At 67.6% G+C, this 22,725-nt stretch carries 19 protein-coding genes and 1 pseudogene; 11 read left to right on the plus strand and 9 right to left on the minus strand.

The annotated features are described in order from the left end of the window. The first annotated feature begins 21 nt into the window (after positions 1-21). The gene (gene gyrB, locus RHOOR87_RS0111275; protein ID WP_007510038.1) at positions 22-2,454 is read left to right on the plus strand and encodes a DNA topoisomerase (ATP-hydrolyzing) subunit B; all 2,433 of its coding nucleotides are present in this window, start codon (positions 22-24) and stop codon (positions 2,452-2,454) included. Between the two features lie 228 nt (positions 2,455-2,682). After that, the gene (locus RHOOR87_RS0111280; RefSeq protein WP_027485066.1) at positions 2,683-3,948 is read left to right on the plus strand and encodes a tetratricopeptide repeat protein; all 1,266 of its coding nucleotides are present in this window, start codon (positions 2,683-2,685) and stop codon (positions 3,946-3,948) included. A 148-nt stretch (positions 3,949-4,096) separates the two neighbouring features. On the opposite strand, the gene RHOOR87_RS20760 is transcribed toward RHOOR87_RS0111280, so the two are convergent. After that, positions 4,097-4,243: a hypothetical protein gene (locus RHOOR87_RS20760; RefSeq protein ID WP_231378331.1), complete on the minus strand. Its 147-nt coding sequence runs from the start codon at positions 4,241-4,243 to the stop codon at positions 4,097-4,099. Between the two features lie 88 nt (positions 4,244-4,331). Here RHOOR87_RS20760 and RHOOR87_RS0111285 point away from each other — a divergent pair, with 88 nt between their 5' ends. From RHOOR87_RS0111285 to RHOOR87_RS0111300, 4 genes are all read left to right on the plus strand, one after another. After that, positions 4,332-4,829 (plus strand): energy transducer TonB, encoded by a 498-nt coding sequence (locus RHOOR87_RS0111285; protein WP_231381770.1) that lies wholly within the window; start codon positions 4,332-4,334, stop codon positions 4,827-4,829. A 98-nt stretch (positions 4,830-4,927) separates the two neighbouring features. Next, positions 4,928-5,659 carry a MotA/TolQ/ExbB proton channel family protein gene (locus tag RHOOR87_RS0111290; protein WP_007510045.1) on the plus strand — a complete coding sequence of 244 codons (732 nt, stop codon included), beginning with the start codon at positions 4,928-4,930 and terminating at the stop codon, positions 5,657-5,659. 11 nt (positions 5,660-5,670) lie between these two features. Next, positions 5,671-6,093, plus strand: a complete 423-nt coding sequence (locus RHOOR87_RS0111295) for a biopolymer transporter ExbD (protein ID WP_007510046.1) — start codon at positions 5,671-5,673, stop codon at positions 6,091-6,093. A gap of 4 nt (positions 6,094-6,097) precedes the next feature. Then, positions 6,098-6,502: a biopolymer transporter ExbD gene (locus tag RHOOR87_RS0111300; RefSeq protein ID WP_007510047.1), complete on the plus strand. Its 405-nt coding sequence runs from the start codon at positions 6,098-6,100 to the stop codon at positions 6,500-6,502. Between the two features lie 88 nt (positions 6,503-6,590). On the opposite strand, the gene RHOOR87_RS0111305 is transcribed toward RHOOR87_RS0111300, so the two are convergent. Together RHOOR87_RS0111305 and RHOOR87_RS0111310 are read right to left on the minus strand one after the other, a co-directional pair. After that, positions 6,591-7,334 carry a pyridoxine 5'-phosphate synthase gene (locus RHOOR87_RS0111305; protein WP_027485068.1) on the minus strand — a complete coding sequence of 248 codons (744 nt, stop codon included), beginning with the start codon at positions 7,332-7,334 and terminating at the stop codon, positions 6,591-6,593. A gap of 84 nt (positions 7,335-7,418) precedes the next feature. After that, positions 7,419-8,063 carry a 4'-phosphopantetheinyl transferase superfamily protein gene (locus tag RHOOR87_RS0111310; RefSeq protein WP_027485069.1) on the minus strand — a complete coding sequence of 215 codons (645 nt, stop codon included), beginning with the start codon at positions 8,061-8,063 and terminating at the stop codon, positions 7,419-7,421. A gap of 88 nt (positions 8,064-8,151) precedes the next feature. Between RHOOR87_RS0111310 and RHOOR87_RS0111315 the strand changes: the two genes are divergently transcribed. Next, a complete protein-coding gene (locus RHOOR87_RS0111315; RefSeq protein WP_027485070.1) occupies positions 8,152-11,640 on the plus strand; it encodes a PAS domain-containing hybrid sensor histidine kinase/response regulator in 3,489 nt (1,162 codons plus the stop codon). A gap of 123 nt (positions 11,641-11,763) precedes the next feature. Here the strand turns inward: RHOOR87_RS0111315 and RHOOR87_RS0111320 are convergent, their stop codons facing one another. Both RHOOR87_RS0111320 and acs read right to left on the minus strand, forming a co-directional pair. Continuing rightward, positions 11,764-12,438, minus strand: coding sequence for a response regulator transcription factor (locus RHOOR87_RS0111320; RefSeq protein ID WP_007510051.1), 675 nt, complete (start codon positions 12,436-12,438; stop codon positions 11,764-11,766). 97 nt (positions 12,439-12,535) lie between these two features. Continuing rightward, entirely contained in the window at positions 12,536-14,476 is a 1,941-nt protein-coding gene (gene acs / locus RHOOR87_RS0111325) for an acetate--CoA ligase (RefSeq protein WP_027485071.1), read from the minus strand. A 221-nt stretch (positions 14,477-14,697) separates the two neighbouring features. Between acs and RHOOR87_RS0111330 the strand changes: the two genes are divergently transcribed. Both RHOOR87_RS0111330 and RHOOR87_RS0111335 read left to right on the plus strand, forming a co-directional pair. Next, the gene (locus RHOOR87_RS0111330) at positions 14,698-16,074 is read left to right on the plus strand and encodes a carbohydrate porin (protein ID WP_027485072.1); all 1,377 of its coding nucleotides are present in this window, start codon (positions 14,698-14,700) and stop codon (positions 16,072-16,074) included. A 158-nt stretch (positions 16,075-16,232) separates the two neighbouring features. Continuing rightward, on the plus strand, positions 16,233-17,903 hold the full coding sequence (locus RHOOR87_RS0111335; RefSeq protein WP_007510058.1) for an MFS transporter: 1,671 nt from the start codon (positions 16,233-16,235) through the stop codon (positions 17,901-17,903). A 75-nt stretch (positions 17,904-17,978) separates the two neighbouring features. On the opposite strand, the gene RHOOR87_RS0111340 is transcribed toward RHOOR87_RS0111335, so the two are convergent. Further along, a complete protein-coding gene (locus tag RHOOR87_RS0111340) occupies positions 17,979-18,356 on the minus strand; it encodes a GlsB/YeaQ/YmgE family stress response membrane protein (RefSeq protein ID WP_231378329.1) in 378 nt (125 codons plus the stop codon). Between the two features lie 76 nt (positions 18,357-18,432). On the opposite strand from RHOOR87_RS0111340, the gene RHOOR87_RS0111345 reads away from it, so the two are divergent. Then, on the plus strand, positions 18,433-20,106 hold the full coding sequence (locus RHOOR87_RS0111345) for an AMP-binding protein (RefSeq protein ID WP_007510062.1): 1,674 nt from the start codon (positions 18,433-18,435) through the stop codon (positions 20,104-20,106). 81 nt (positions 20,107-20,187) lie between these two features. Here the strand turns inward: RHOOR87_RS0111345 and RHOOR87_RS0111350 are convergent, their stop codons facing one another. Then, a complete protein-coding gene (locus RHOOR87_RS0111350) occupies positions 20,188-20,427 on the minus strand; it encodes a hypothetical protein (RefSeq protein ID WP_007510064.1) in 240 nt (79 codons plus the stop codon). 146 nt (positions 20,428-20,573) lie between these two features. Between RHOOR87_RS0111350 and RHOOR87_RS20765 the strand changes: the two are divergent. After that, a pseudogene (locus tag RHOOR87_RS20765) lies at positions 20,574-20,789 on the plus strand (radical SAM protein); the annotation flags it as partial. Between the two features lie 70 nt (positions 20,790-20,859). On the opposite strand, the gene RHOOR87_RS0111360 reads toward RHOOR87_RS20765, so the two are convergent. Further along, positions 20,860-21,243 (minus strand): GntR family transcriptional regulator, encoded by a 384-nt coding sequence (locus tag RHOOR87_RS0111360; protein ID WP_007510068.1) that lies wholly within the window; start codon positions 21,241-21,243, stop codon positions 20,860-20,862. Positions 21,244-21,317: 74 nt separating this feature from the next. Next, the gene (gene yjjJ, locus RHOOR87_RS0111365) at positions 21,318-22,691 is read right to left on the minus strand and encodes a type II toxin-antitoxin system HipA family toxin YjjJ (protein ID WP_027485073.1); all 1,374 of its coding nucleotides are present in this window, start codon (positions 22,689-22,691) and stop codon (positions 21,318-21,320) included. Between the last annotated feature and the right edge of the window lie 34 nt (positions 22,692-22,725).

A 22,725-nucleotide genomic window follows, 5' to 3' on the forward strand; every position in this document is an offset into this window, starting at 1 on the left:
GCGCCAGGAAACGGTCAACGCATGAACGAATCCAACAACGAATCGCATTACGACTCCAGCAACATCAAGGTCCTCAAGGGCCTGGAAGCGGTGCGCAAGCGCCCGGGCATGTACATCGGCGACACCGATGACGGCACCGGCCTGCACCACATGGTGTTCGAGGTCGTCGACAACGCGATCGACGAGGCGCTGGCCGGCTACTGCGACAAGGTGGTAGTCACCATCCTCGACGACGGTTCGGTCAGCGTCAGCGACAACGGCCGCGGCATTCCCGTCGACATCCATCCGGAGGAGGGCCGTTCCACCGCCGAGGTGGTGATGACGGTACTGCATGCCGGCGGCAAGTTCGACGCGAATTCGTACAAGGTCTCCGGCGGCCTGCACGGCGTGGGCGTATCGGTGGTGAACGCGCTGAGCGACCACCTGTGGCTAACCATCCATCGCGACGGCCACGAATACCTGCAGGAGTACGCGCTCGGCGAGCCGCTGTACCCCCTGAAAGAGGTCGGTCCGTCGACCAAGCGCGGCACCCTGGTGCGCTTCCTGCCCAGCCCGGCCACGTTCACCAACAACATCGATTTCCACTACGAGATCCTGGCCAAGCGCCTGCGCGAGCTGGCCTTCCTCAATTCCGGCGTCACCATCGAGCTGAAGGACGACCGCGGCGAAGGGCGCTCGGACACGTTTGCCTACCAGGGCGGCATCCGCTCGTTCGTGCAGCATCTGGCCCAGCTGAAGACCGCGCTGCATCCGAACGTGATCAGCCTGAGCGCGGAGCAGGACGGCATCGTGGTGGAAGTGGCGATGCAATGGACCGACTCCTACCAGGAGACGATGTTCTGTTTCACCAACAACATCCCGCAGCGCGACGGCGGCACCCACCTCACCGGTTTCCGTGCCGCGCTGACCCGCTCGTTGCAGAACTACATCGAGAAAGAAGGTCTGGCCAAGACCGCCAAGGTCGCGCTGTCCGGCGACGACATGCGCGAGGGCATGATCGCGGTGCTGTCGGTGAAGGTGCCCGACCCGAAGTTCTCCTCGCAGACCAAGGACAAGCTGGTCTCGTCCGAGGTCAAGACGGTGGTGGAGCAGGTCGTCAACGAGAAGCTCGGCGAGTTCCTGCTGGAGCATCCGAACGAAGCCAAGGCGATCGCCTCCAAGGTGGTCGACGCCGCCCGTGCCCGCGAAGCCGCCCGCAAGGCGCGCGAGATGACCCGGCGCAAGGGTGCGCTGGACATCGCCGGCCTGCCCGGCAAGCTGGCCGACTGCCAGGAGAAGGATCCGGCGCTGTGCGAACTGTTCCTGGTCGAGGGCGACTCCGCCGGCGGCTCGGCCAAGCAGGGCCGCAACCGCAAGACCCAGGCCGTGCTGCCGCTCAAGGGCAAGATCCTCAACGTGGAGAAGGCGCGCTTCGATCGCATGCTGGCGTCGGCGGAGGTCGGCACCCTGATCACCGCGCTGGGCACCGGCATCGGCAAGGAGGAGTACAACCCGGACAAGCTGCGCTACCACCGCATCATCCTGATGACCGATGCGGACGTCGACGGCTCGCACATCCGCACCTTGCTGCTGACCTTCTTCTACCGGCAGATGCCGGAGCTGATCGAGCGCGGCCACATCTACATCGGCCTGCCGCCGCTGTACAAGGTGAAGCAGGGCAAGCAGGAGCTGTACATCAAGGACGACACCGCGCTGAACGACTATCTGATTTCCAGTGCGGTGGACAACGCCGCGCTGACCTACAGTCCGGACGCGCCGCCGATCACCGGCGAGGCACTGGAAAAGCTGCTGCGCGGTTACCAGCATGCGCTGGACCAGATCGCCAAGCTGGCGCACCGCTTCGATGCCGCCGTGCTGAACGCCTTGCTCGAACACCCGCCGATCACGCCCGCGCTGTGGTCCGACGCGACCCTGATGCAGACTTGGCTGGATGGTGCCACCCGCCGCCTGGCCGCCAGCGGGCTGGGCAAGCCGCATTACCGCATGTCGCTGCGTCCGGCGCACGGCGAGCAGACGGCGGCGATCGAGGTGGTGAAGGAACAGCACGGGCTCAGCCACACCTGGCTGCTGCCGCAGCCATTCTTCGCCAGCGCCGAGTTCCGCCCGCTGCTGGCGATCAGCCAGCAGATCGCCGGCATGATCCAGCCCGATGCCGTGGTGCGTCGCGGCAATGCCTCGCGCGGCGTGCTCAGCTTCCTGGAGGCGCGCGGCTGGCTGCTGGAGGAGGCGAAGAAGGGGCGCAGCATCCAGCGCTTCAAGGGCCTGGGCGAGATGAACCCCGAGCAGCTGTGGGACACCACGGTGAACCCGGACACGCGGCGCATGCTGCAGGTCGGCATCGAGGATGCGTTTGCCGCCGACCAGATGTTTTCGATGCTGATGGGCGAGGCGGTCGAACCGCGCCGCGACTTCATCGAGGCGAACGCATTGAAGGTCGCCAACCTCGACATCTGAAACAGCTCGCGCCGGTGTGCCGGCCGGCGCCAGGCGTCGGCCGGCGGCATGCCCATTGGGCGCCTTGCCGCGTGGTGCGGCGCCAAGCAATTGATTTTCAACAGGCTTTGATGCGGCAGTGCAACTTGTTATCCCGTGCCGGGTCGAGTTACGCTCCGCAATCCCCCGCGTCATCACGACACGCCCAGACATTAGAGGATCACCATGAAGCATGCCCGAGGGTTAACCATGCTGGCCGGCATTGCGCTGCTGCTGGGCGTGGCCAGCAGCCCGGCACTGGCGCGCAAGAGCGACGACGCCAAACCCAAGAAGGAAGTGCTGTATCCGAACGCGACGCGCGTTGAGCCGAAGCTCGACCTGAGCAGCGTGAAGGATCAGAAGAACCTCAACGACGGCCTGGATGCGGTCAACGAGGGCGACAAGGCCAAGGCCGAGCAACTGCTGCAGCCGATCATCGACGGCAGCAAGAGCAAGTACGCCCAGGCGCTCGCCCTGCAGGGCATGGCCAGCCTCCACTACAACGACGGCGACACCAAGGGCGCGATCGCCGCGCTGCAGCGCTCGCTGGCGCTTGGCGTGATGCCGAATGACACCTACTTCCAGTTGATGTACATGCTGGCGCAGTTCCAGCTGGCCGACGAGCAGTACCAGGCCGCGCTGGACACGGTCGCCAAGTGGCGCGCCGAAGGCAAGAAGGAAACCGCCGATTCGTACGCGCTCGAAGGCAATGCCGACTATCGGCTCGGCAAATATCCCGAGGCGATCGCCGCCATCACCAAGGCCAAGTCGCTGACCGACAAGCCGCAGCCGACCTGGGACCAGATCCTGATGGCCAGCTACGCCGAATCCGGCCAGGACGACAAGGCAGCCGCACTGGCTACCAGCCAGCTCAGTTCCAATCCGGACGACCCGAACGTGCTCAACAACGCGGTCGCCGTGCTGATGCAGGCGCACAAGTACCCCGAAGCGATCCAGATGCTGGAAAAGGCCCGCGCCGCCGGCAAGCTCGGCAAGGACACCCAGTATGTGAACCTGGCCAAGCTGTACCTGATCAGCGGCCAGGACAGTTCCGATCCTGCGCCGAACGCGCTCAAGGCCCAGCAGGTGCTTGAGGACGGTATCGGCAAGGGCGTGCTCAAACCCGACGCGGAAACCTACGTGCTGCTCGGCCAGTCCGCCGAGATCGGCAACAACATCGACAAGGCGATCGGCTATTACAACAAGGCCGTCCCGCTGGCCAGCAACGGTGAGGCCGCGCTGCGCGCAGGACGCCTGCTGCTGAGCGAGAACAAGTACAGCCAGGCCAAGGGCCTGGTCCAGCAGGCGATCGACAAGGGCGTGCAGCACAAGGGTACGGCGTACATGCTGCTGGCCGAGTCCGAGCGTGGCTTGAAGAACAAGCCGGCGGCGATCGCCGCGATGAAGAAGGCCGCACAGGATCCGGAGACGGCGGCGAAGGCAAGGGACTGGCTGAAAAAGACCGGCGCCGAGTGATCGGCCGAGGCACCTGGCAGGTCGCGGGGTGGATGGACGTCCATATGATTCGCCCCGCGGCGCTATACAAATGTCATGTGCTGTTGTACCGTTGAAACCTTTCCCTGCGTCTCCCCAGCGGCATGTTCCCTTCGGATCCGTCAAGGCATCAGACGACGGCTTCGGGGCCAAGCCCTGCGGCAACGTTCTCCTTCGGTTTGATCAGCTCCAGACAGTGACAGATGGCCTCAAGTAACGAAGAAATCGGGCGCGAGCCGTTTAGTTGGAAACGCACCTGGGCATTGGCAGTTGCCATCGGGCTGCATGCGTTTGCCTTCCTGTTGATCGTGGCGCCGATGGCGCCACCGAATCAGAACCACAAGGAAAAGGAACGCATCGTCCAGGTGAACTTCATCGAGCCGCCGCCACCGCCGCCGCCGCCGCCGCCGCCGCCGCCGGAGCCGCCGAAGCAGCCGCCGCCGAAGATCATCCAGCAGATCAAGCCGCCGCCGACCCCGCCGCCGCCGACGCCGCCGCCACCGGTGGATGAGGTTTCAGCGAACGCGACTCCGGCACCGCCACCGGCGCCGCCGGCTCCGCCTGCGCCGCCTTCGGATATCACGGCCAGTTCGGACCTGAGCTACAACAGCCGTCTTCAGCCGAAGTACCCGCCGCAGGCGATCCGTCAGCGGCATGAGGGTACGGTCGTGCTGATGATCCTGGTGGGCGTGGATGGTTCGCCGAAGGACATCAAGATCGACCGCTCCAGCGGTTACCACGAACTCGATCGTGCTGCCATGGATGCCGCACGTCGTTGGCGCTTCAATCCGACGATTCGAAATGGACAAAAAGTTGAAGGGTACGCACGCGTTCCGGTCAACTTCAATCTCAACCAGCTGTAACCGGGTCCGCCCGGTTTACAGTTACAGTTCACGCTTGACTTCCCTAGGGTAGCGTTATGTTCCTACAGACTCCTGATACGACCGGTGCCGCACAGGCCATGGGTGGCAATACCAACGCCGAAGCCATGAAACAGATGGGCTTCGACAACCTGATCCAGAACTTCGACTGGCTCGGCTGGGTCGTCTTCGTGACCCTGGTCGTGATGTCGTTCCTCTCGTGGTACTTCATCATCGCCAACGGCATCCGCAACGCGACGGTGAAGGCTCGCGCCGACAAGGTCATCGACGGCTTCTGGGGCAACGGCTCCACCCAGGACGCGATCCGCGAACTGGAAGCCCAGCCGCGCAGCGAGCCGTTCTCCAAGATCGCGCTCGATGCCGCCTCGGCGGTCGCCCACCACCAGCAGGCCACAGCGGCGGCCGGCACCACCGGACGTCTGGCCGAGTCGCTGAGCCGTTCCGAGTTCATCGACCGCGCCCTGCGTCAGGCCGTGGCTCGCGAGAGCATGCGCCTGGAAGGCGGCATGACCCTGCTCGCCACGGTCGGTTCCGCCGCACCGTTCGTCGGTCTGCTCGGTACCGTGTGGGGTATCTATCACGCACTGATCCGCATCGCCGCTTCCGGCAACGCGTCGATGAACGCGGTGGCCGGCCCGGTCGGCGAGGCGCTGATCATGACCGCCTTCGGTCTGTTCGCCGCGATCCCGGCACTGTTCGCGTACAACTTCTTCAGCCGCTCGAACCGCGTGGTCTACGCACGCTTCGACGAATTCGCGCACGATCTGCACGACTTCTTCGCCACCGGTTCGCGCGTCGAAAGCCAGAAGTGAGGGATTGACCCATGGCAGTCAGCCTAGGTGGCAATTCCGGCGGTCCGATGTCGGAAATCAACGTCACGCCGCTGGTCGACGTGATGCTGGTTTTGCTGATCATCTTCATGATCACGGCGCCGCTGATGTCGCACTCCATCACGATCGATCTGCCGATCGCGAATCCAAAGACCAAGGATGCGGAGTTGCCGGTGGCGCCTCTGGATCTGGCGGTCAAGCAGGACGGCAGCTTGTACTTCAATGACCACCTGGTCACCGAAGCCGAGTTGCGGGCGCAGTTTGCGGTGAATGCGCAGAAGTCGCCCCAGCCGGAACTGCAGATTCGTGCGGACAAGAACACCGAGTTCAAGATCGTGAAGAAGATCATCGGCGACGCCAAGGATTCGGGCATGGTCCATGTCGGCTTCATGACCACCGACGCGCCGAAGGGGTAACGAGATGTCTTTCTCCACCAAAACCAGCGGTCCGATGTCGGAGATCAACGTCACGCCGCTGGTCGACGTGATGCTGGTGCTCTTGATCATCTTCATGATCACGGCGCCGGTGCTGGCGCACAAGATCCAGGTCGACCTGCCGCAGCCGAACCCGAACCCGACGCCGCCGACCACGCCGCTGGATCCGATCCACCTGAAGATCGACCAGGCCGGTGCGCTGTACTGGAACGACACGCCGGTCGACGAGCTGGGCCTGAAGGCGCAGCTCGCGGTGATCGCCCAGCAGAGCAACCAGCCGGAAATCCAGATCGCCGCGGATGACGCGGTGGCCTACCAGTACGTGGCGCGCGTGCTGGCGGATGCGAAGAGCTACAACCTGGTCAAGATCGGTTTCACCGAGAACTTCTGACCGGGCGCTGCCGCGGCAGCACGCAGCATCGAAGACCCCCGCCTTGTGCGGGGGTTTTTGTTTGCGTGAGCGGGCCGCGGGGCAGCGCTCAGCGCAGGATCTGCAGGTAATTGCGCACGGTGTTGGCCAGTCCTTCGTACAGCGCCTCGCCGATCAGCGCATGGCCGATGGAGACTTCGGCCAGTCCGGGAATCGCCGCCTTGAAGGTGCCCAGGTTCGCCTGGCTGAGGTCGTGCCCGGCGTTTACCGCCAGCCCGGCCTGCTGCGCCCGGCGCGCGGTGTCGGCGCACGCCGCCAGTGCCGCCGCGGGCTGGCCGTCGGCGAAGGCCTCGGCGTAGGGGCCGGTGTAGATCTCGACGCGCTGCGCGCCGATCGCTGCGGCCAGCTCGAAATCCCGGCTGCCGGCGTCGACGAACAGGCTGACCCGGCAGCCCAGGTCGCACAGTTCGCCGACCAGCGGGCGCAGCTGCGCGATGTCGCGGCGCAGGTCGAAGCCGTGGTCGGAGGTGATCTGGCCGTCGCTGTCCGGCACCAGGGTCACCTGGGTCGGGCGCACCTCGCGGGCCAGCGCGATCAGTCCCGGGTAGTCGCCGCGGGCGGCGGCAAACGGGTTGCCTTCGATGTTGTACTCGACCCGCCCGCGCAGCATCGCGGCCAGTGCGCGCACGTCCTGCGGCCGCACGTGGCGCTGGTCCGGGCGCGGGTGCACGGTGATGCCGCCACAGCCGGCCTCGATGCAGGTCTGCGCGGCGCGGCAGATATCCGGTTCGTGGCCGCCGCGCGAATTGCGCAGCACGGCGATCTTGTTGAGGTTGACACTGAGCAGGGTCATGGCGGGCGGTTCTTGGTGGTGGGCGATCGGCGTGGCACGCGGGTGGCGCACGGGCCGGTCGATGGACCGGAAACACTGCGCCGATCAGTCGTCGCTGGCAAGCGTGCCGAGGCGGATCCGCCGCTCGCCGCCGCGCCACGCCAGGGCGGCGATCAGGCCATGCCCGAGCGCCAGCCGCTGCAGCTGCCAGGCGCCGGCGTCGTCGCCGTGCAGCCGCCGCAGCTGCAGCCGTCCGTCCGCGCTGGCGACGCTGAGCCGGTCCAGGCCGAACGCGAGGCCGCGCCCCAGCGCCTTCAGCACCGCCTCCTTGGCGGTCCACAGTTCGAGGAAGACGGCGCCGCGCTCGGCCTCCGGCAAGGCGGCCAGCGCCGCGGCCTCCTCGGCGCAGAAAAAACGCCGGGCGAGCTGCAGCGCGCGCGGGCGTGGGCGCAGGCATTCGAGGTCGATCCCCGGCGCGACATGGCGGCCGACCGCGACCAGGGCATGGCCGCCACTGTGCGACCAGTTGAAGCCGAGCGTCGGGTCCAGCCCGGCGGCGAGCGCGGGGCGACCGTGCTCGCCCTCGGCCAGCACCACCTGCTCCGCCGCGATGCCGAGGTAGGTGGCCAGCAGTGCGCGCAGCGGTGCCCGCCCGCGCGACTGCTGGTGGTCCAGCCGCCACACATGAATCTCGTCATCGCGCAGGTGCTCTGCTACGTTGGCAAGTGTCGGTGCGGGCGCGGCGATCATCCGCGCATGGTGCCGCCGGCACCGCCATGGCACAAGCACGGGCCGCATGGTGCCGCGCCCGTCGATCGTCTGGCCGGGAGAAGGTGACTTGATTCAGGGGTGGATGCTGCTGCTGGTGTCGCTGCTGTACGTCGGGCTGCTGTTCGTGGTGGCCTACGCGGGCGACCGTCGGCCGCTGTACCCGCGCCAGCCGCGACTGCGGCCGATCGTCTACAGCCTGGCGCTGGCGGTGTACTGCTCGTCGTGGACGTTCTACGGCGCGGTCGGCACCGCCGCACGCGACGGCCTGGCCTACCTGCCGATCTACCTCGGCCCGATCCTGCTGTTCGTGTTCGGCTTCGGCCTGCTGCGCCGGCTGGTGCAGACGGTGAGGCAGCGCAACATCACCTCGATCGCCGACTTCATCGGCGCGCGCTTCGGCAAGTCGCACGGGTTGGCCGCGCTGGTGGCGGTGATCGCGGTGGTCGCCGTGGTGCCGTACATCGCGCTGCAGTTCAAGGCGGTGGCGATGTCGTACAGCGTGCTGGGCGGGGTCAGGCACGGCATGGTGACCGCCGGCGGCGTCGACAGCGCGCTGTGGTGCGCGGTGCTGCTGGCGGTATTCGCGATCCTGTTCGGCACGCGCAGCATCGACGCCACCGAACACCACCACGGCATGATGCTGGCGATTGCGCTGGAGTCGCTGATCAAGCTGCTCGCGTTCGTGGCGCTGGCCGGCTACGCGCTGTGGCAAGGCCCCGGGCTGGCCGATACCGTGCAGCTTCCGGCTGCCCAGCTGAGCCATGGCCTGTCGCCGGGTTTCCTGGCGCAGACGATGCTGGCGTTCTGCGCGATGTTCTGCCTGCCGCGGCAGTTCCAGATCGGCATGGTCGAATGCGAGGACACCGACGACCTCACCCGTGCGCGCTGGATGGTGCCGCTGTACCTGGTCATCGTCAGCGTGGCGGTGCTGCCGATCGTGGCGGCCGGCGCACACCTGCCGCTGGTGCGCGACGGCGCCGCTGACGCCTGGGTGCTGACCCTGCCGATGGCGCACGGTGACCGCGGCATGGCGCTGCTGGCCTTCATCGGCGGTTTCTCGGCGGCAACCGGCATGGTGATCGTGGCCTCGGTGGCGCTGTCGACGATGATCAGCAACGACCTGGTGATGCCAGCGCTGCTGCGCATCCGCCCGCTGCGGCTGGAGCAGCGCAGCGACCTGTCGCAGCTGGTGCTGGGCGTGCGCCGGGTGGCGATCATCCTGCTGGCGGTGATGGCCTACGCCTACTACCGGGCCGCCGCGAACGCGGAGAACCTGGCTGCCACCGGCCTGCTCGCGTTCGCCGCGGTGGCGCAGTTCGCGCCGGCGCTGATCGCCGCGCTGTACTGGCGCGGCGCCAGCCGTCGCGGCGTGATCGTGGGCCTGGCCGGCGGCTTCGCGGTGTGGCTGTACACCTTGCTGCTGCCGGCGCTGATCCGCTCGGATGGCTGGCTGCAGCACGGTCCGTTCGGCTGGGACTGGCTGCGCCCGCAGGCGCTGTTCCACCTGAGCGGCTGGGACCCGGTGATGCACGGCACGTTCTGGTCGTTGCTGACCAACGTGGGCTGCCTGGTGTTCGTCTCGCTGCGGCTGCGGCCCAGCCTGGAGGAGCGCCTGCACGCGGCGATGTTCATGGATGCCGATCCGGCCAGCCGCGGCGGCAGCGGCGACTGGCGCGGCCGCGTGGCGGTGGCCGACCTGCGCACCATCGCCGAGCGCATCGTGGGCGAGCGCAGCAGCGTGCGCGCGTTCGAGGAATACGGACAGCGCCGCGGCAAGCCGCTGCTGGCCGGCGAGGCGGCCGACCGCGCACTGATCCAGTACACCGAGCGGCTGCTCGCCTCGGCGGTGGGCGCGGCGAACGCGCGGCGCATCCTGATCAGCGCGCTGTCCGGCAGCGGCCTGGACCTGGCCGAGTCGATGGCGTTGCTGGACGAGGCCTCGCAGGAGTTGCGCTTCAACCGCGAGCTGTTGTCCACCACGCTGGAAAACGTTTCGCAGGGGATCAGCGTGGTCGACGCGCGGATGCGCCTGGTGGCGTGGAACCGGCGCTACCTGGAACTGTTCGACTACCCCGACGGCATGGTGCACGTGGGCGTGCCGGTGGCCGAGCTGATCCGCTGGAACGCCGAGCGCGGCGAGTGCGGCCCGGGCGAGGTCGAGGCGCACGTGGCCAAGCGCATCCAGTACATGCGGGCCGGCTCGGCGCACCTGTTCCAGCGCGTGCGCCCGGACGGCACGGTGATCGAGATGCGCGGCCGCGCGCTGCCCGGCGGCGGCTACGTCACCACCTATACCGACGTCACCGCGTACAAGCACGCCGAGCAGGCGCTGATCGAGGTGAACGAGACGCTGGAGCAGCGCGTCGAGCAGCGCACTGCCGAGCTGTCCGAGGCGCTGGTCGCCACCGCGCAGGCGCGGCGCGCGGCGGAAACGGCGAACATCTCCAAGACGCGCTTCCTGGCCGCCGCCAGCCACGACCTGCTGCAGCCGCTCAACGCGGCGCGCCTGTTCACCTCGGCACTGCGCCAGCATCCCGGACTGGACCCCGAGGCTAGCGGTCTGGCCGAGCGCATCGACGCCTCGTTCCGCGCCGCCGAGGACCTGCTCGATGCATTGCTCGACGTCTCGCGGCTGGATGCCGGCAGCTACCACCCCGAGGTCGGCGCGTTCGCGCTGGCCGAGCTGTTCGATTCGCTGACGGCGCAGTTCGCGGTGGTCGCCGAACGGCGCGGGCTGCGCCTGCGCGTGGTGCCGACGCGGCTGGCGGTGCGCAGCGACCCGCAGCTGCTGCGCCGGATCCTGCAGAACTTCCTCTCCAACGCGCTGCGCTACACCAGCAAGGGCAGCGTACTGCTGGGTGCGCGGCGGGTCGGCGTGGACGAGGTGCGCATCGAGGTATGGGACTCCGGCCCCGGTATCGCGGCGGAGCAGCGCGCGCGGATCTTCGACGAGTTCCAGCGGCTGGAACAGCCTTCGCCGTGGGGCGAGAAAGGACTGGGCCTGGGCCTGTCGATCTGCGACCGCCTGGCCGGCATCCTCGGCCACCGGCTCGACCTGCATTCGCGGGTCGAGCACGGCAGCTGCTTCGCGGTGACCGTGCCGCGCAACGAGGCGGTGCCGGTGCGCCGCCAGCGCGTGCAACGCAGCGGCACCGACAAGCAGCTGCCGCTGACCGTGCTGTGCCTGGACAACGACGCGGCGATCCTCGACGGCATGCGCGCCCTGCTCAGCCGCTGGGGCGTCGACTGCCGCATCGCGCTCGACGCGGCACAGGCGCGCGACGAACTGCGCCGCGGCACGGTGGACCTGATCCTGGCCGACTATCACCTGGCCGACGATGCCGACGGCCTGCAGGTGCTGCAGCAGTTGCGCCAGACGCTGGGCGACCTGCCGCCCGTGGCGATGATCACCGCCGACGGCAGCAGCGAGCTGAAACAGCGCGCCCGCGCGCTCGGCTACCCGCTGCTGCACAAGCCGGTGCGCCCCGCCGCGCTGCGCGCGCTGCTGACGGCGCTGGTACGCAGGCAGGGGGAGCCCGCGAGTTCAGCGGATTAGCAGGCCCGATACCGCGTCGGCCCCATCCGTTTGCTGGCGCGAATTCCGCCGTGCGTTCCGCCATGGGGCAATCCGGGCTTTCCGCGGTGGCGGATTGCCTTCGCAAGCCTGCCCAGGACGGCTTCAGGCGTCGTCGTCTTCGGGCAGCGGCTGCATCGCGCCGGGTTCGACCGCCAGCTGGCTGGCGATCAGCGCGACCTGGGTGCGGTTGTTGACGCCGAGCTTGCGCATGATCGCGGTCATGTGCGCCTTGACGGTGGCTTCGGAAACGCCGAGCTCCCAGGCGATCTGCTTGTTCAGCAGGCCTTCGGCGATCATCGTCATCACGCGAAACTGCTGCGGTGTCAGCGCGGCGACCTGCGCGGCAGCGGCGGCTTCGTCGGGCCTGAGCTCGGCGTTGCCGCCGACCAGTTGTGGCGGCAGCCAGACGTCGCCGTCGAGCACGGCGCGGATCGCCGCCACGATGCTTTCGCCCGAACTCGATTTCGGGATGTACGCCGACGCACCGTGAGCCAGCGCGCGGCGTGCCACCTGCGCTTCTTCGTGGCCGGACACCACGATGGTCGGCAGGCCCGGATACTGGCCGCGGATGTGCGCCAGCGCGGAATAGCCGCGCGCGCCGGGCATGTGCAGGTCCAGCAGCAGTAGCTCGGCATCGGGGAATTGCTCGATCAGGCCGAGCAGGGCGTGCACGCTGTCGGCGGTATGCACGCGTGCCTGCGGCATGGCGGCCAGCACCGCGCGCTGCAGCGCGTCGCGGAACAGCGGGTGGTCGTCGGCGATCAGGATGTCGGGCATGGCGTTCGTCGGCAAGGCGGGAGCGCACCCCGTGCGCGATGCTTTTGCTCCGCTGTGTGGAAAAGCACAGCGCACGGCGTGCGCTCCTGCCATTTCCTCATTTGATCAATCGCTCGTCCACCAGGTTCTTCACCACGCTGGGATCGGCCAGGGTGGTGATGTCGCCGAGCTGGTCGGGCAGATTCTCGCCGATCTTGCGCAGGATGCGGCGCATGATCTTGCCCGAGCGCGTCTTCGGCAGGCCGGGCGCCCACTGCAGGTAGTCCGGCGTGGCGATCGGGCCAATCTCCTTGCGCACCCAGGCGATCAGTTCCTTGCGCAGCTCGTCGCTGCCGGTTTCGCCGGCGACCAGGGTGACGTACGCATAGATGCCCTGGCCCTTGATCTCGTGCGGGCAGCCGACCACGGCCGCCTCGGCCACCTTCGGGTGCGCCACCAGCGCGCTCTCCACTTCGGCGGTGCCGAGGCGGTGGCCGGACACGTTGATCACGTCGTCGACGCGGCCGGTGATCCAGTAGTAGCCGTCCTCGTCGCGGCGCGCGCCGTCGCCGGAGAAGTAGTTGCCGGGGTAGGCGCTGAAGTAGGTTTCGATGAAGCGCTGGTGGTCGCCGTAGATGGTGCGCACCTGGCCCGGCCAGGAATCGGTGATCAGCAGGTTGCCTTCGGCCACGCCTTCCTGCACGGTGCCTTCGGCGTCGACGATGGCCGGCTTCACGCCGAAGAACGGCAGGGTGGCCGAGCCGGGCTTGGTGGCGATCGCGCCGGGCAGCGGCGAGATCATGATGCCGCCAGTCTCGGTCTGCCACCAGGTGTCGACGATCGGGCAGCGCTCCTCGCCGACCACACGGTAGTACCACTCCCACGCCTCCGGGTTGATCGGCTCGCCGACCGAGCCGAGCAGGCGCAGCGACGCGCGAGAGCACTTCTTCACCGGCGCTTCGCCCTCGCGCATCAGCGCGCGGATCGCGGTGGGCGCGGTGTAGAAGATGCTGACCTGGTGCTTGTCGATCACCTGCCAGAAGCGGCTGTGGTCGGGGTAGTTCGGCACGCCCTCGAACATCACGGTGGTGGCGCCGTTGCACAGCGGGCCGTACACCACGTAGCTGTGGCCGGTGACCCAGCCCACGTCGGCGGTGCACCAGTAGATGTCGTCCTCGCGCAGGTCGAACACCTGCTCGTGGGTGTAGCTGATGAACACCAGGTAGCCGCCGGTGGAGTGCTGCACGCCCTTCGGCTTGCCGGTGGAGCCGGAGGTGTACAGCACGAACAGCGGGTGCTCGGCCTCGACCGGGGTGGGCGCGCAGTCGGCCGACTGGCCTTCCATCAGCGTGTGCCAGTAGCGGTCGCGCGGCGACTGCATGTGCACCGCGCCGCCGGTGTGGCGCACCACGATCACGGTCTCCACGCTGTTGGTGCCGGGGCGTTCCAGTGCCGCATCCACGTTGACCTTGAGCGGGATGTGCTTGCCGGCGCGCCGACCCTCGTCGGCGGTGATCACCACCTTGGCCTGCGAATCGACGATGCGCCCGGCCAGCGAGTCGGGCGAGAAGCCGCCGAACACCACCGAGTGGATCGCGCCGAGCCGCGCGCAGGCCAGCATCGCCACCGCCGCCTCGGGGATCATCGGCAGGTAGATCGCCACGCGGTCGCCCTTGACCACGCCCAGGTGCTTCAGCGTGTTGGCGAACTTGCACACCTCGGCGTGCAGCTCGCGGTAGGTGATCTTGCGCGAGTCCTTCGGGTCGTCGCCCTCGAAGATGATCGCCACCTTGTCGCCGCGCTTTTCCAGCTGGCGGTCGAGGCAGTTCGCCGAGACATTGAGCTCGCCGTCCTCGTACCAGCGGATGTGCAGATCCTTCGGATCGAACGAGACGTCCTTGATCTTGGTCGGCGGCTTGATCCAGTCCAGGCGCTGCCCGATGCGGCCCCAGAAGCCTTCCGGGTCGCTGACCGACTCGGCGTAGAGGCGGGTGTAGTCGTCGCGGCGCAGGCGCGACGCGGCGGCAAACGAAGGGTTGACCGGATAGAGCTTGGACATGGCTGGGCTCCTGCTGGCTCGGCGTGGAAGGTGGCGAAGGGGGATCCCGCGGCAGGCGTCGACGCCCGGCGGTGCGCACGCTTCGAGTGTAGCCCGATCGTCGCGAAGGTAGCGGCGCGCCGCCGGCTCGACTTTGGTCGAAGTTCGACCAAAGGCGAATAGTCGCCCGCGTCGCAGCATGGCCATGCTCGGCTCGTCATCGACCCCGGGGAGACGCACGCATGACTCAACGACACACCCATCGTTACTCCGCGCTTGCCCTGAGCATGGCTTGCGCCCTGATGCTTCCGCTGGCCGGCCACGCGCAGGCGGACACGCGCGAGCAGCAACTTGAGCAGCGTGTGGCGCAGCTCGAGCAGCAGTTGAACGAACTGAAGGCGATGATCCAGGCGCAGAAGGCCGCGCCCGCGCCGCCGGCACCCGCGCAGAACGTGGCGGCGGCCCCAGTGGCGGCGACGCCGGTGTTCAGCAGCGCGCCCGGCGTGTCGGTGGCGCTGCACGGTTTCGTCAGCGCCAGCGCGTTCAGCCAGAACAAGAGCTTCACCTACGGCAACGGTCAGAACGCGCTGTTCCCGATCCCCGGCTCGAAAGGCTCGCTCTCCGGGGTCGACGTGCGCAACACGCGCTTCTGGCTCGACTTCAAGGGCGCCAAGTTCGCCGGCAACTGGAGCGGCGGCGGGCGCATCGAGATGGACTTCTTCGGCGGCTTCAACGGCACCGGCGCGTACAGCCAGCAGCAGCCGACGCCGCGTCTGCGCCAGGCCTACATGGACCTGACCAACCCCGAGAGCGGCACCACCGTGCGCATCGGCCAGCAGTGGGACCTGATGTTCCCGGTCGACAACTCGCCGACCTCGCTGGCGCACATCGCGTTCCCGCTCGGCTTCGGTTCCGGCTACGGCGGCTGGCGCTTCCCCGGCGTGGTGGTGATGCAGGACCTCAACCACGGCAGTACCGGTGCGCAGTGGCGGCTCGACGTGGGCGCGTTCGAGGGCACCTGGAGCGGACCGGGCAACAACGTCAACTACCTCACCGCCGGCAGCGCCGGCTTCCGCCCGCAGGTGGAGGCACGCTTGCACGTGCAGGACAAGAACTGGCTGGCGTACTTCTCGGCGCACTACAGCAAGGTCGACCTGCGCGGCGTGGGCGGCACCGCGCCGACGCCGATCCAGTCCAGCGTGAAGAGCACCGGCTACGAAATCGGCGGCCAGTGGAAGCCGGGCCCGTGGACGTTCAAGGGACTGGCCTACACCGGCAACGGCCTGGGCGAGATCTTCGGCGCGATGTCGCAGTTCGGCGACATCCAGGAGAGCGGCGGCTTCGTGCAGGCGGGCTACAGCTTCACGCCGAACTGGAGCCTGTATGCGTTCTATGCCTACAGCAAACCCGACAGCAAGGACGTGATCGCCTGGATGGGCAACGGCTCGACCGGCTTGCTGCGCAACCGCCAGACCGCGCTGAGCCTGCAGTACACCGCCGGCTCGTATGACCTCAGCGCCGAATGGATGCACGACAAGCTCGACTCCACCAGCAACGGCGTGGATCGCAAGACCACCACCGGCAACCAGTTCAGCCTCAACGCGCTTTATCGCTTCTGAGGTTCATGGCGGCGTGCCCCGGCGCGCCGCCGACCCACCTCCCGCGACAGCGGGAGGATGACGAGGTGCGGCCCGGGGCAAGGGACGGTCCGCACCTTCCGACTTCTCCCCAGCGTTCCGGGCAGAGGCATCTCACACCATTCGGGAGGGGAAACATCATGGCCAGCAATGCCATTGGCGCCATCGGCAACCAGGCCGACGCCGCGCTCGACGTCAGCCACAAGCGGGTGATCCTGGCTTCCAGCCTGGGCACCGTGTTCGAGTGGTACGACTTCTACCTGTACGGCTCGCTCGCCGTGATCATCGGCCACCAGTTCTTCTCCGGCCTGAACGAGGCCAGCCAGCTGGTGTTCGCCCTGCTGGCGTTCGCCGCCGGCTTCGCGGTGCGTCCGTTCGGCGCGCTGGTGTTCGGCCGGGTCGGCGACCTGGTCGGGCGCAAGTACACCTTCCTGATCACCATCGTGATCATGGGCCTGTCCACGTTCTTCGTCGGCCTGCTGCCCAGTTACGGCTCGATCGGGGTGGCCGCACCAGTGATCCTGATCGCGCTGCGCATGCTGCAGGGCCTGGCACTCGGCGGCGAATACGGCGGCGCGGCCACCTACGTGGCCGAGCATGCGCCGCACGGCAAGCGCGGCCTGTACACCAGCTTCATCCAGATCACCGCCACCTTCGGCCTGTTCCTGTCGCTGCTGGTGATCCTGGGCTGCAAGTGGATGCTCGGCGACAAGTTCAACGACTGGGGCTGGCGCATTCCGTTCCTGCTGTCCTCGCTGCTGCTGGCGATCTCGGTGTACATCCGCTTGCAACTGGCCGAGTCGCCGGTGTTCAAGCAGATGAAGGAGGAGGGCAAGCAGTCGAAGGCGCCGCTGACCGAATCGTTCGCGCGCTGGGGCAACCTGAAGCTGGTGATCCTGGCCCTGCTCGGCGCCACCGCCGGTCAGGCCGTGGTGTGGTACTGCGGCCAGTTCTACGCGATGTACTTCCTCGGCAGCACGCTGAAGATCGACGCCACCACCACGCAGTTGCTGATCGCCGCGGCGCTGGTGATCGGCACGCCGTTCTTCGTGGTGTTCGGCTGGCTGTCGGACAAGATCGGGCGCAAGCCGGTGGTGCTGGCCGGCTGCCTGCTCGCCGCGCTGACCTACTTCCCGATCTTCAAGGGCCTCACCCACTACGGCAACCCGGCGATCGAGGCGGCCAGCGTGACCTCGCCGGTCAAGGTGCTGGCTGATCCGGCTGGCTGCAGCGTGCAGATCGACCTGATCGGCAAGAAGGTCTTCACCAGCTCCTGCGACGTGGCCAAGAGCTACCTGGCCAAGCGCGGCGTGCCGTACGAGAACGTCGCCGCGGCGCCGGGCACGCTGGCGGTCGTCTCGGTCGGCGGCCAGGACTTCCCCGCGTTCGAGGGCGGCGCCCTGGCCAAGGCCGACTTCACCGCGCAGGGCAAGGCGTTCGGCGACAGCGTCGGCAAGGCCCTGGCCGCTGCCGGTTACCCGGCCAAGGCCGACCCGGCGCAGACCAACACGCCGATGGTGATCCTGCTGCTGACCATCCTGGTGCTCTACGTGACGATGGTCTACGGACCAATCGCCGCGTGGCTGGTGGAGATGTTCCCCACCCGCATCCGCTACACCTCGATGAGCCTGCCCTACCACATCGGCAACGGCTGGTTCGGCGGCTTCCTGCCCTCGGTATCGTTCGGCATCGTCGCGGCCACCGGCAACTTCTACGCCGGCCTGTGGTATCCGGTGGTGATTGCCACGATGACCTTCGTGATCGGCATGCTGTTCGTGCGCGAGACCAAGGACGTCGACCTCAACGACTGAGTACAGTCGCCTGGAAACCAAAAACGCAGCGGCTCGTGCCGCTGCGTTTTTGTTGGCCACGGTGAACCGGACGGGTCAGGCGCGCTTGATCAGGCCGATGAGCACCAGCAGCACGATCGCGCCGATCATCGCGTAGATGATGCTGGTGACGATCGGGCTGCCGAGACTGAAGCCGATGCCGAGCATCGGCAGCAGCCAGCCAGCGAGAAACGCGCCGATGATGCCGACCACGATATTGCCGAGCAGGCCGAAGCCGAAACCGCGCACGATCAGGCCGGCCAGCCAGCCGGCGATCGCGCCGATGAGCAGAAAAATGATCAAGCCGGATGCAGTCATCGTGAATTCCCAGGTAATGCGGGGCGGCAGGATGCCATGCCGCGATGTCAGCGCAAGCGTCCTAGTTCTGCCGTGCAGCGATCGTGATTGAAGCGTGATTCTGCCGACCCGCACCATGCACGCGCAGCGGCGATCCGGAAGCAGACGCTATGCTGGCAGCCGGGCTGCGTACGATGACTACGGGAGAGCACCGATGAGTAGCGCAGCAAGTTACGTTCACGGCGCCAGCGCGCAGCCGCTGCTGGGCGACACCGTGGGTTCGCTGATCGACCGCATCGCCGTCGCATACCCCGATCGACCGGCGCTGGTGGTGCGCGCGCAGGGCGTGCGCCTGAGCTACCGGCAATTCCACACCGAAGTGGAACGCATCGCTGCCGGGCTGCTGGCGCTGGGCCTCGAACCCGGCGAGCGCATCGGCATCTGGTCGCCGAACCGCGCCGAGTGGGTGCTGCTGCAGTTCGCCGCGCCGAAGGCCGGGCTGGTGCTGGTCAACATCAATCCGGCTTACCGCACGCACGAGCTGGAGTATTCGCTGAACAAGGTGGCTTGCCGCGCGCTGGTGCTGCCGCGCCGCTTCAAGACCTCGCATTACCTGGACATCCTGACCGAACTGGCGCCGGAGCTGGCCGCCGGCGTGCCGGGAGAGTTACGCGCGGCGCGGCTGCCGGCGCTGCGCGAGGTGGTCCTGCTCGACGACGAACCGGCGCCCGGCACGCGCGGCTGGTGGCAGCTGGCGGCGCTCGGCGACGCCGCGGCGCTGGCGCGGCTGCACGAGGTGGAACGCGAACTGGGCTTCGACGATCCGGTCAATATCCAGTTCACCTCCGGCACCACCGGCGCACCGAAAGGCGCCACGCTGACCCACCACAACATCGTCAACAACGGCTGGTTCATCGGCGAGGCGATGCGCCTCACCGAGTACGACCGGCTGTGCATCCCGGTACCGTTCTACCACTGCTTCGGCATGGTGCTGGGCAACCTCGCCTGCGTCACCCACGGCGCCTGCATGGTGATCCCCGGCGAGGGCTTCGACGCGCTGGCCACGCTGGAAACCGTGGCGGAGGAAAAATGCACCGGCCTGCACGGCGTGCCCACCATGTTCATTGCCGAGCTGGAACACCCGCGCTTCGCCGAGTTCGACCTGTCGACCCTGCGCACCGGCATCATGGCTGGCTCGCCGTGCCCGATCGAGGTGATGCGGCGGGTGGTCGGCGAGATGCACCTGGCCGAGATCACCATCGCCTACGGCATGACCGAGACCAGCCCGGTGAGCTTCCAGACCGTGCCGGACGACCCGCTGGAGCGCCGCGTGGACAGCGTGGGCCGGATCCATCCGCAGCTGGAGGTGAAGCTGGTCGACGAACGTGGGCTCATCGTGCCGCGCGGCACGCCGGGCGAGCTGTGCACGCGCGGCTACTCGGTGATGCTGGGCTACTGGGAAGACGAATCGCGCACCCGCGAGGTGATCGACGCGGCACGCTGGATGCACACCGGCGACCTCGCGGTGATCGACGCAGACGGTTACTGCCGCATCGTGGGCCGGCTCAAGGACATGATCATCCGCGGCGGCGAGAACGTGTACCCGCGCGAGGTCGAGGAGTTCCTGTACGCCCACCCGAAGGTGCTCGACGTGCAGGTGTTCGGCGTGCCCGACACGAAGTTCGGCGAGCAGGTGTGCGCGTGGGTCCGTCTGCGCGAAGGTGCCGGCGCCAGCGAAGCCGAGATCCAGGACTACTGCCGCCATCACCTCGCCTACTACAAGGTGCCGCACTACGTGCGCTTCGTCGACGCCTTCCCGATGACGGTGACCGGCAAGGTGCAGAAGTACCGCATGCGCGAGGCGATGGTCGACGAGCTCGGCCTGTAGGAGCGCACCCTGTGCGCGATGCTCTTGGCTGGATTGACCTCAGAGCATCGCGCACAGGGTGCGCTCCTGCCCGCAGCGACCTTATCGAGCCAGGCGATCGTGCTTCAGCGGATCCTTGCCTTCGCGCAGCCGCTTCAGGTCGTACTCGGACAGGCTGTCCCCGCGTGCGCTGCCGGCGATGCGCGCCTGCACGAAGGCCAGCGTGGTGGCGAAGACGCCGATCAGCCCGACCAGCAGCCAGAAGCCCCAGGCGCCGGCGCCGTGGCGGGTGAAGCACAGCACGAACGCGAACACGGTGGAGACGAGCAGCAGCCAGCGCATGAAGTAAGCCCCGACAGGTGGAAGCGCACCGCCGGCAGCGGCGGACGGCCGCATCATAGCGTCGCCATGGCGCGTCCGGCGCGCGCCGGATCACGCCGCGCAAAAATGTCGCGACGGCTGAGACGTCGCCGCGCGACACTGCCGCGATGGATCGTCCCTCGCCATTGCCGGCCTCCCCGGAACAGTTCCCCGCGACGCGCCCGCTCAAGGGCCGCGGCGCCGCCTCCAATCCGGAAGGCCGCTTCGAAAGCATCCGCCACCAGGCCGAGGACGACGGCTGGCAGAGCGCGCTGCTGGACGGGGATGCACCGCGCCCGCGCACCGAGGTCACCGAGGAGCGCGCCAAGAGCGTGATCACCCGCGCAGTGGATCAGGCCGTGTACCGCAAGCGGGGCGGCGGCGGTCTCGATGTCGTGGAGCATGGCGCTCATTTCAGTCTCCCAGCAGTCGGGTCAGTTGCCGCAGCACCGAGGCGGCAGGCAATTCGAGTTCGTTCGCATGGCGCGCCAGCGCCTGCAGTTGCGGTTCGAGCAGGGCCAGCCGGTGGCTTTCGCTTTGCGCGGCCTTGCGCATGGCGATAACGGCCATGCCCTTGCCGCGCAGCCGTTCGACCAGGCCTTCGCTTTCGGCGATGCCGTAGGCGCGCGACACGGTCATCGGGTTGATTGCGTGGAAACCGGCGACCTCGCGCACCGACGGCAGCCGTTCGCCGTGCGCGAGCTGGCCGCCGGCAATCAGCCGGCGCAGCTGCTCGACGATCTGCCGATAGATTGGCTCCGGCGCGGTGGGTTGAACGGTAAGCAGAGAAGCATCCATGTGTATCAGTACAGCAATACACTTAGCCGCTGTCAGGCATGACTCCTGACAGGGCGGTGATCCATCTGGGTTGCTCAGCCGAAGCGCTGGCGCAGGCTATCCAGCCGAGCCTGGTTGTCGATGGCGATGTGGCGAAAGTCCGGACTCAGTTGCGGGTGCTGCGCCACGCGTTGCCAGAACGCGGCGGCCCAGGCAGCCGTCTGCTGCCAGTGCGACAACGTGGCGGGCAGCGGCGTCGGCGGCTGGTAATCGCGCGGTGCGATGCTGCCGTTGGCGGCGGGCCGGTACAGCATCGGCAGCATGTCGTAACTGGGTGCCAGCTGCAGCGGCAAGGCGTCGTCGAGGAAGAAACCGAGGTTGCCGAAGTGCATGTCGGTGTTGCCGATCATGCGGCCGAACCACCAACGTTGGCGGATCTGTCCGAGCGCACCGGTGTCGAGCCAGCCGCCGCGCTGCATGCGCTCGGCCGTTTCCGGCCAGCTGTCGCGAACGCCGTCGTACGCGTCGCTCCACGCCGCCAGCGAGACGAAGCCGCGCCGGCCGTGCGCACCTGCGCGGTCGAAGCGGGTCGATTCCAGGCAGAGTTGCCTTTGCGACCAGACCAGTTCGTCGCTGGCGCTGGCGTGGCCGTGCTCGCCCAGCAGTTGGTTGGCGAGGTATTCGCAGATCAGTAGGTCGGCCCAACGCCGGGCTACCGGATTGGCTTCGATCGACTCGCTGAATTTCACGATGACGTGGCGCAGTGAGCCATCACCGTCCTCGATGCAGGCAGTGAATTTCGGCTGCTCGCCGGCGGCCGAGGAACCGGCCCGTTCGCCGGCCAGCGTGGCTTGCGCCAGGGCGGCGTAGCGTTCGGCACGCTGCGGCGAGGGAATCGGATCGGGCGCAGCGCGCAGCGCCCGATCCAGCGACGAATCGCCCAGCACGAAATTGCCCGGAGCGTCCTCGCCCCGCAGTAAGAGTGCCGTGAGTACCGCGTCCTCGTTCCAGCGCAGGATGTCAGGGTCCAGGCCCAGTTCGGACGCACTGCGCTGCGCAAACAGGCGGCCGAGAAAGCCTTGCGGCCGCATGTCGTCAAGGAACCATGGCAGGCCGGGAAAGACGCCGTCGCGGAACTCGTTGCGCAGCCAGTCGACTGATTGCGCGGGGGTGATCAGACAACCCTCGCCATGCAGGGCGGTCAGCTGGGCGAACGTGCGGGGCCGGCCGTTGCTGTCGATGCGGTATAGCGGCCAACGCTCGCCCAGGCCGCGTACGTTGCGCACGGCGGCGTAGCGTGAACTGCGTGCCTGCCCGATCCGCACGATCTGATCGCCGGCCGCGGCCAGCCAGCGCGAGATGCTCGGCTGGCTGGCACCGAGTGCGTTGCCGAGTTCACGCGCGCTGGCCAGCCGACGTGCGCGCAACGCGTCGAGCAGGCGATCTGGTGCGGATAGGCGAGGAGTCATGAATGAATGGATACATGAATAGATATTTCATGTC

Origin of the sequence: Rhodanobacter sp. OR87, assembly GCF_000473345.1 — a bacterium.
In the GTDB taxonomy this organism is placed as follows: Bacteria; Pseudomonadota; Gammaproteobacteria; order Xanthomonadales; family Rhodanobacteraceae; genus Rhodanobacter; species Rhodanobacter denitrificans.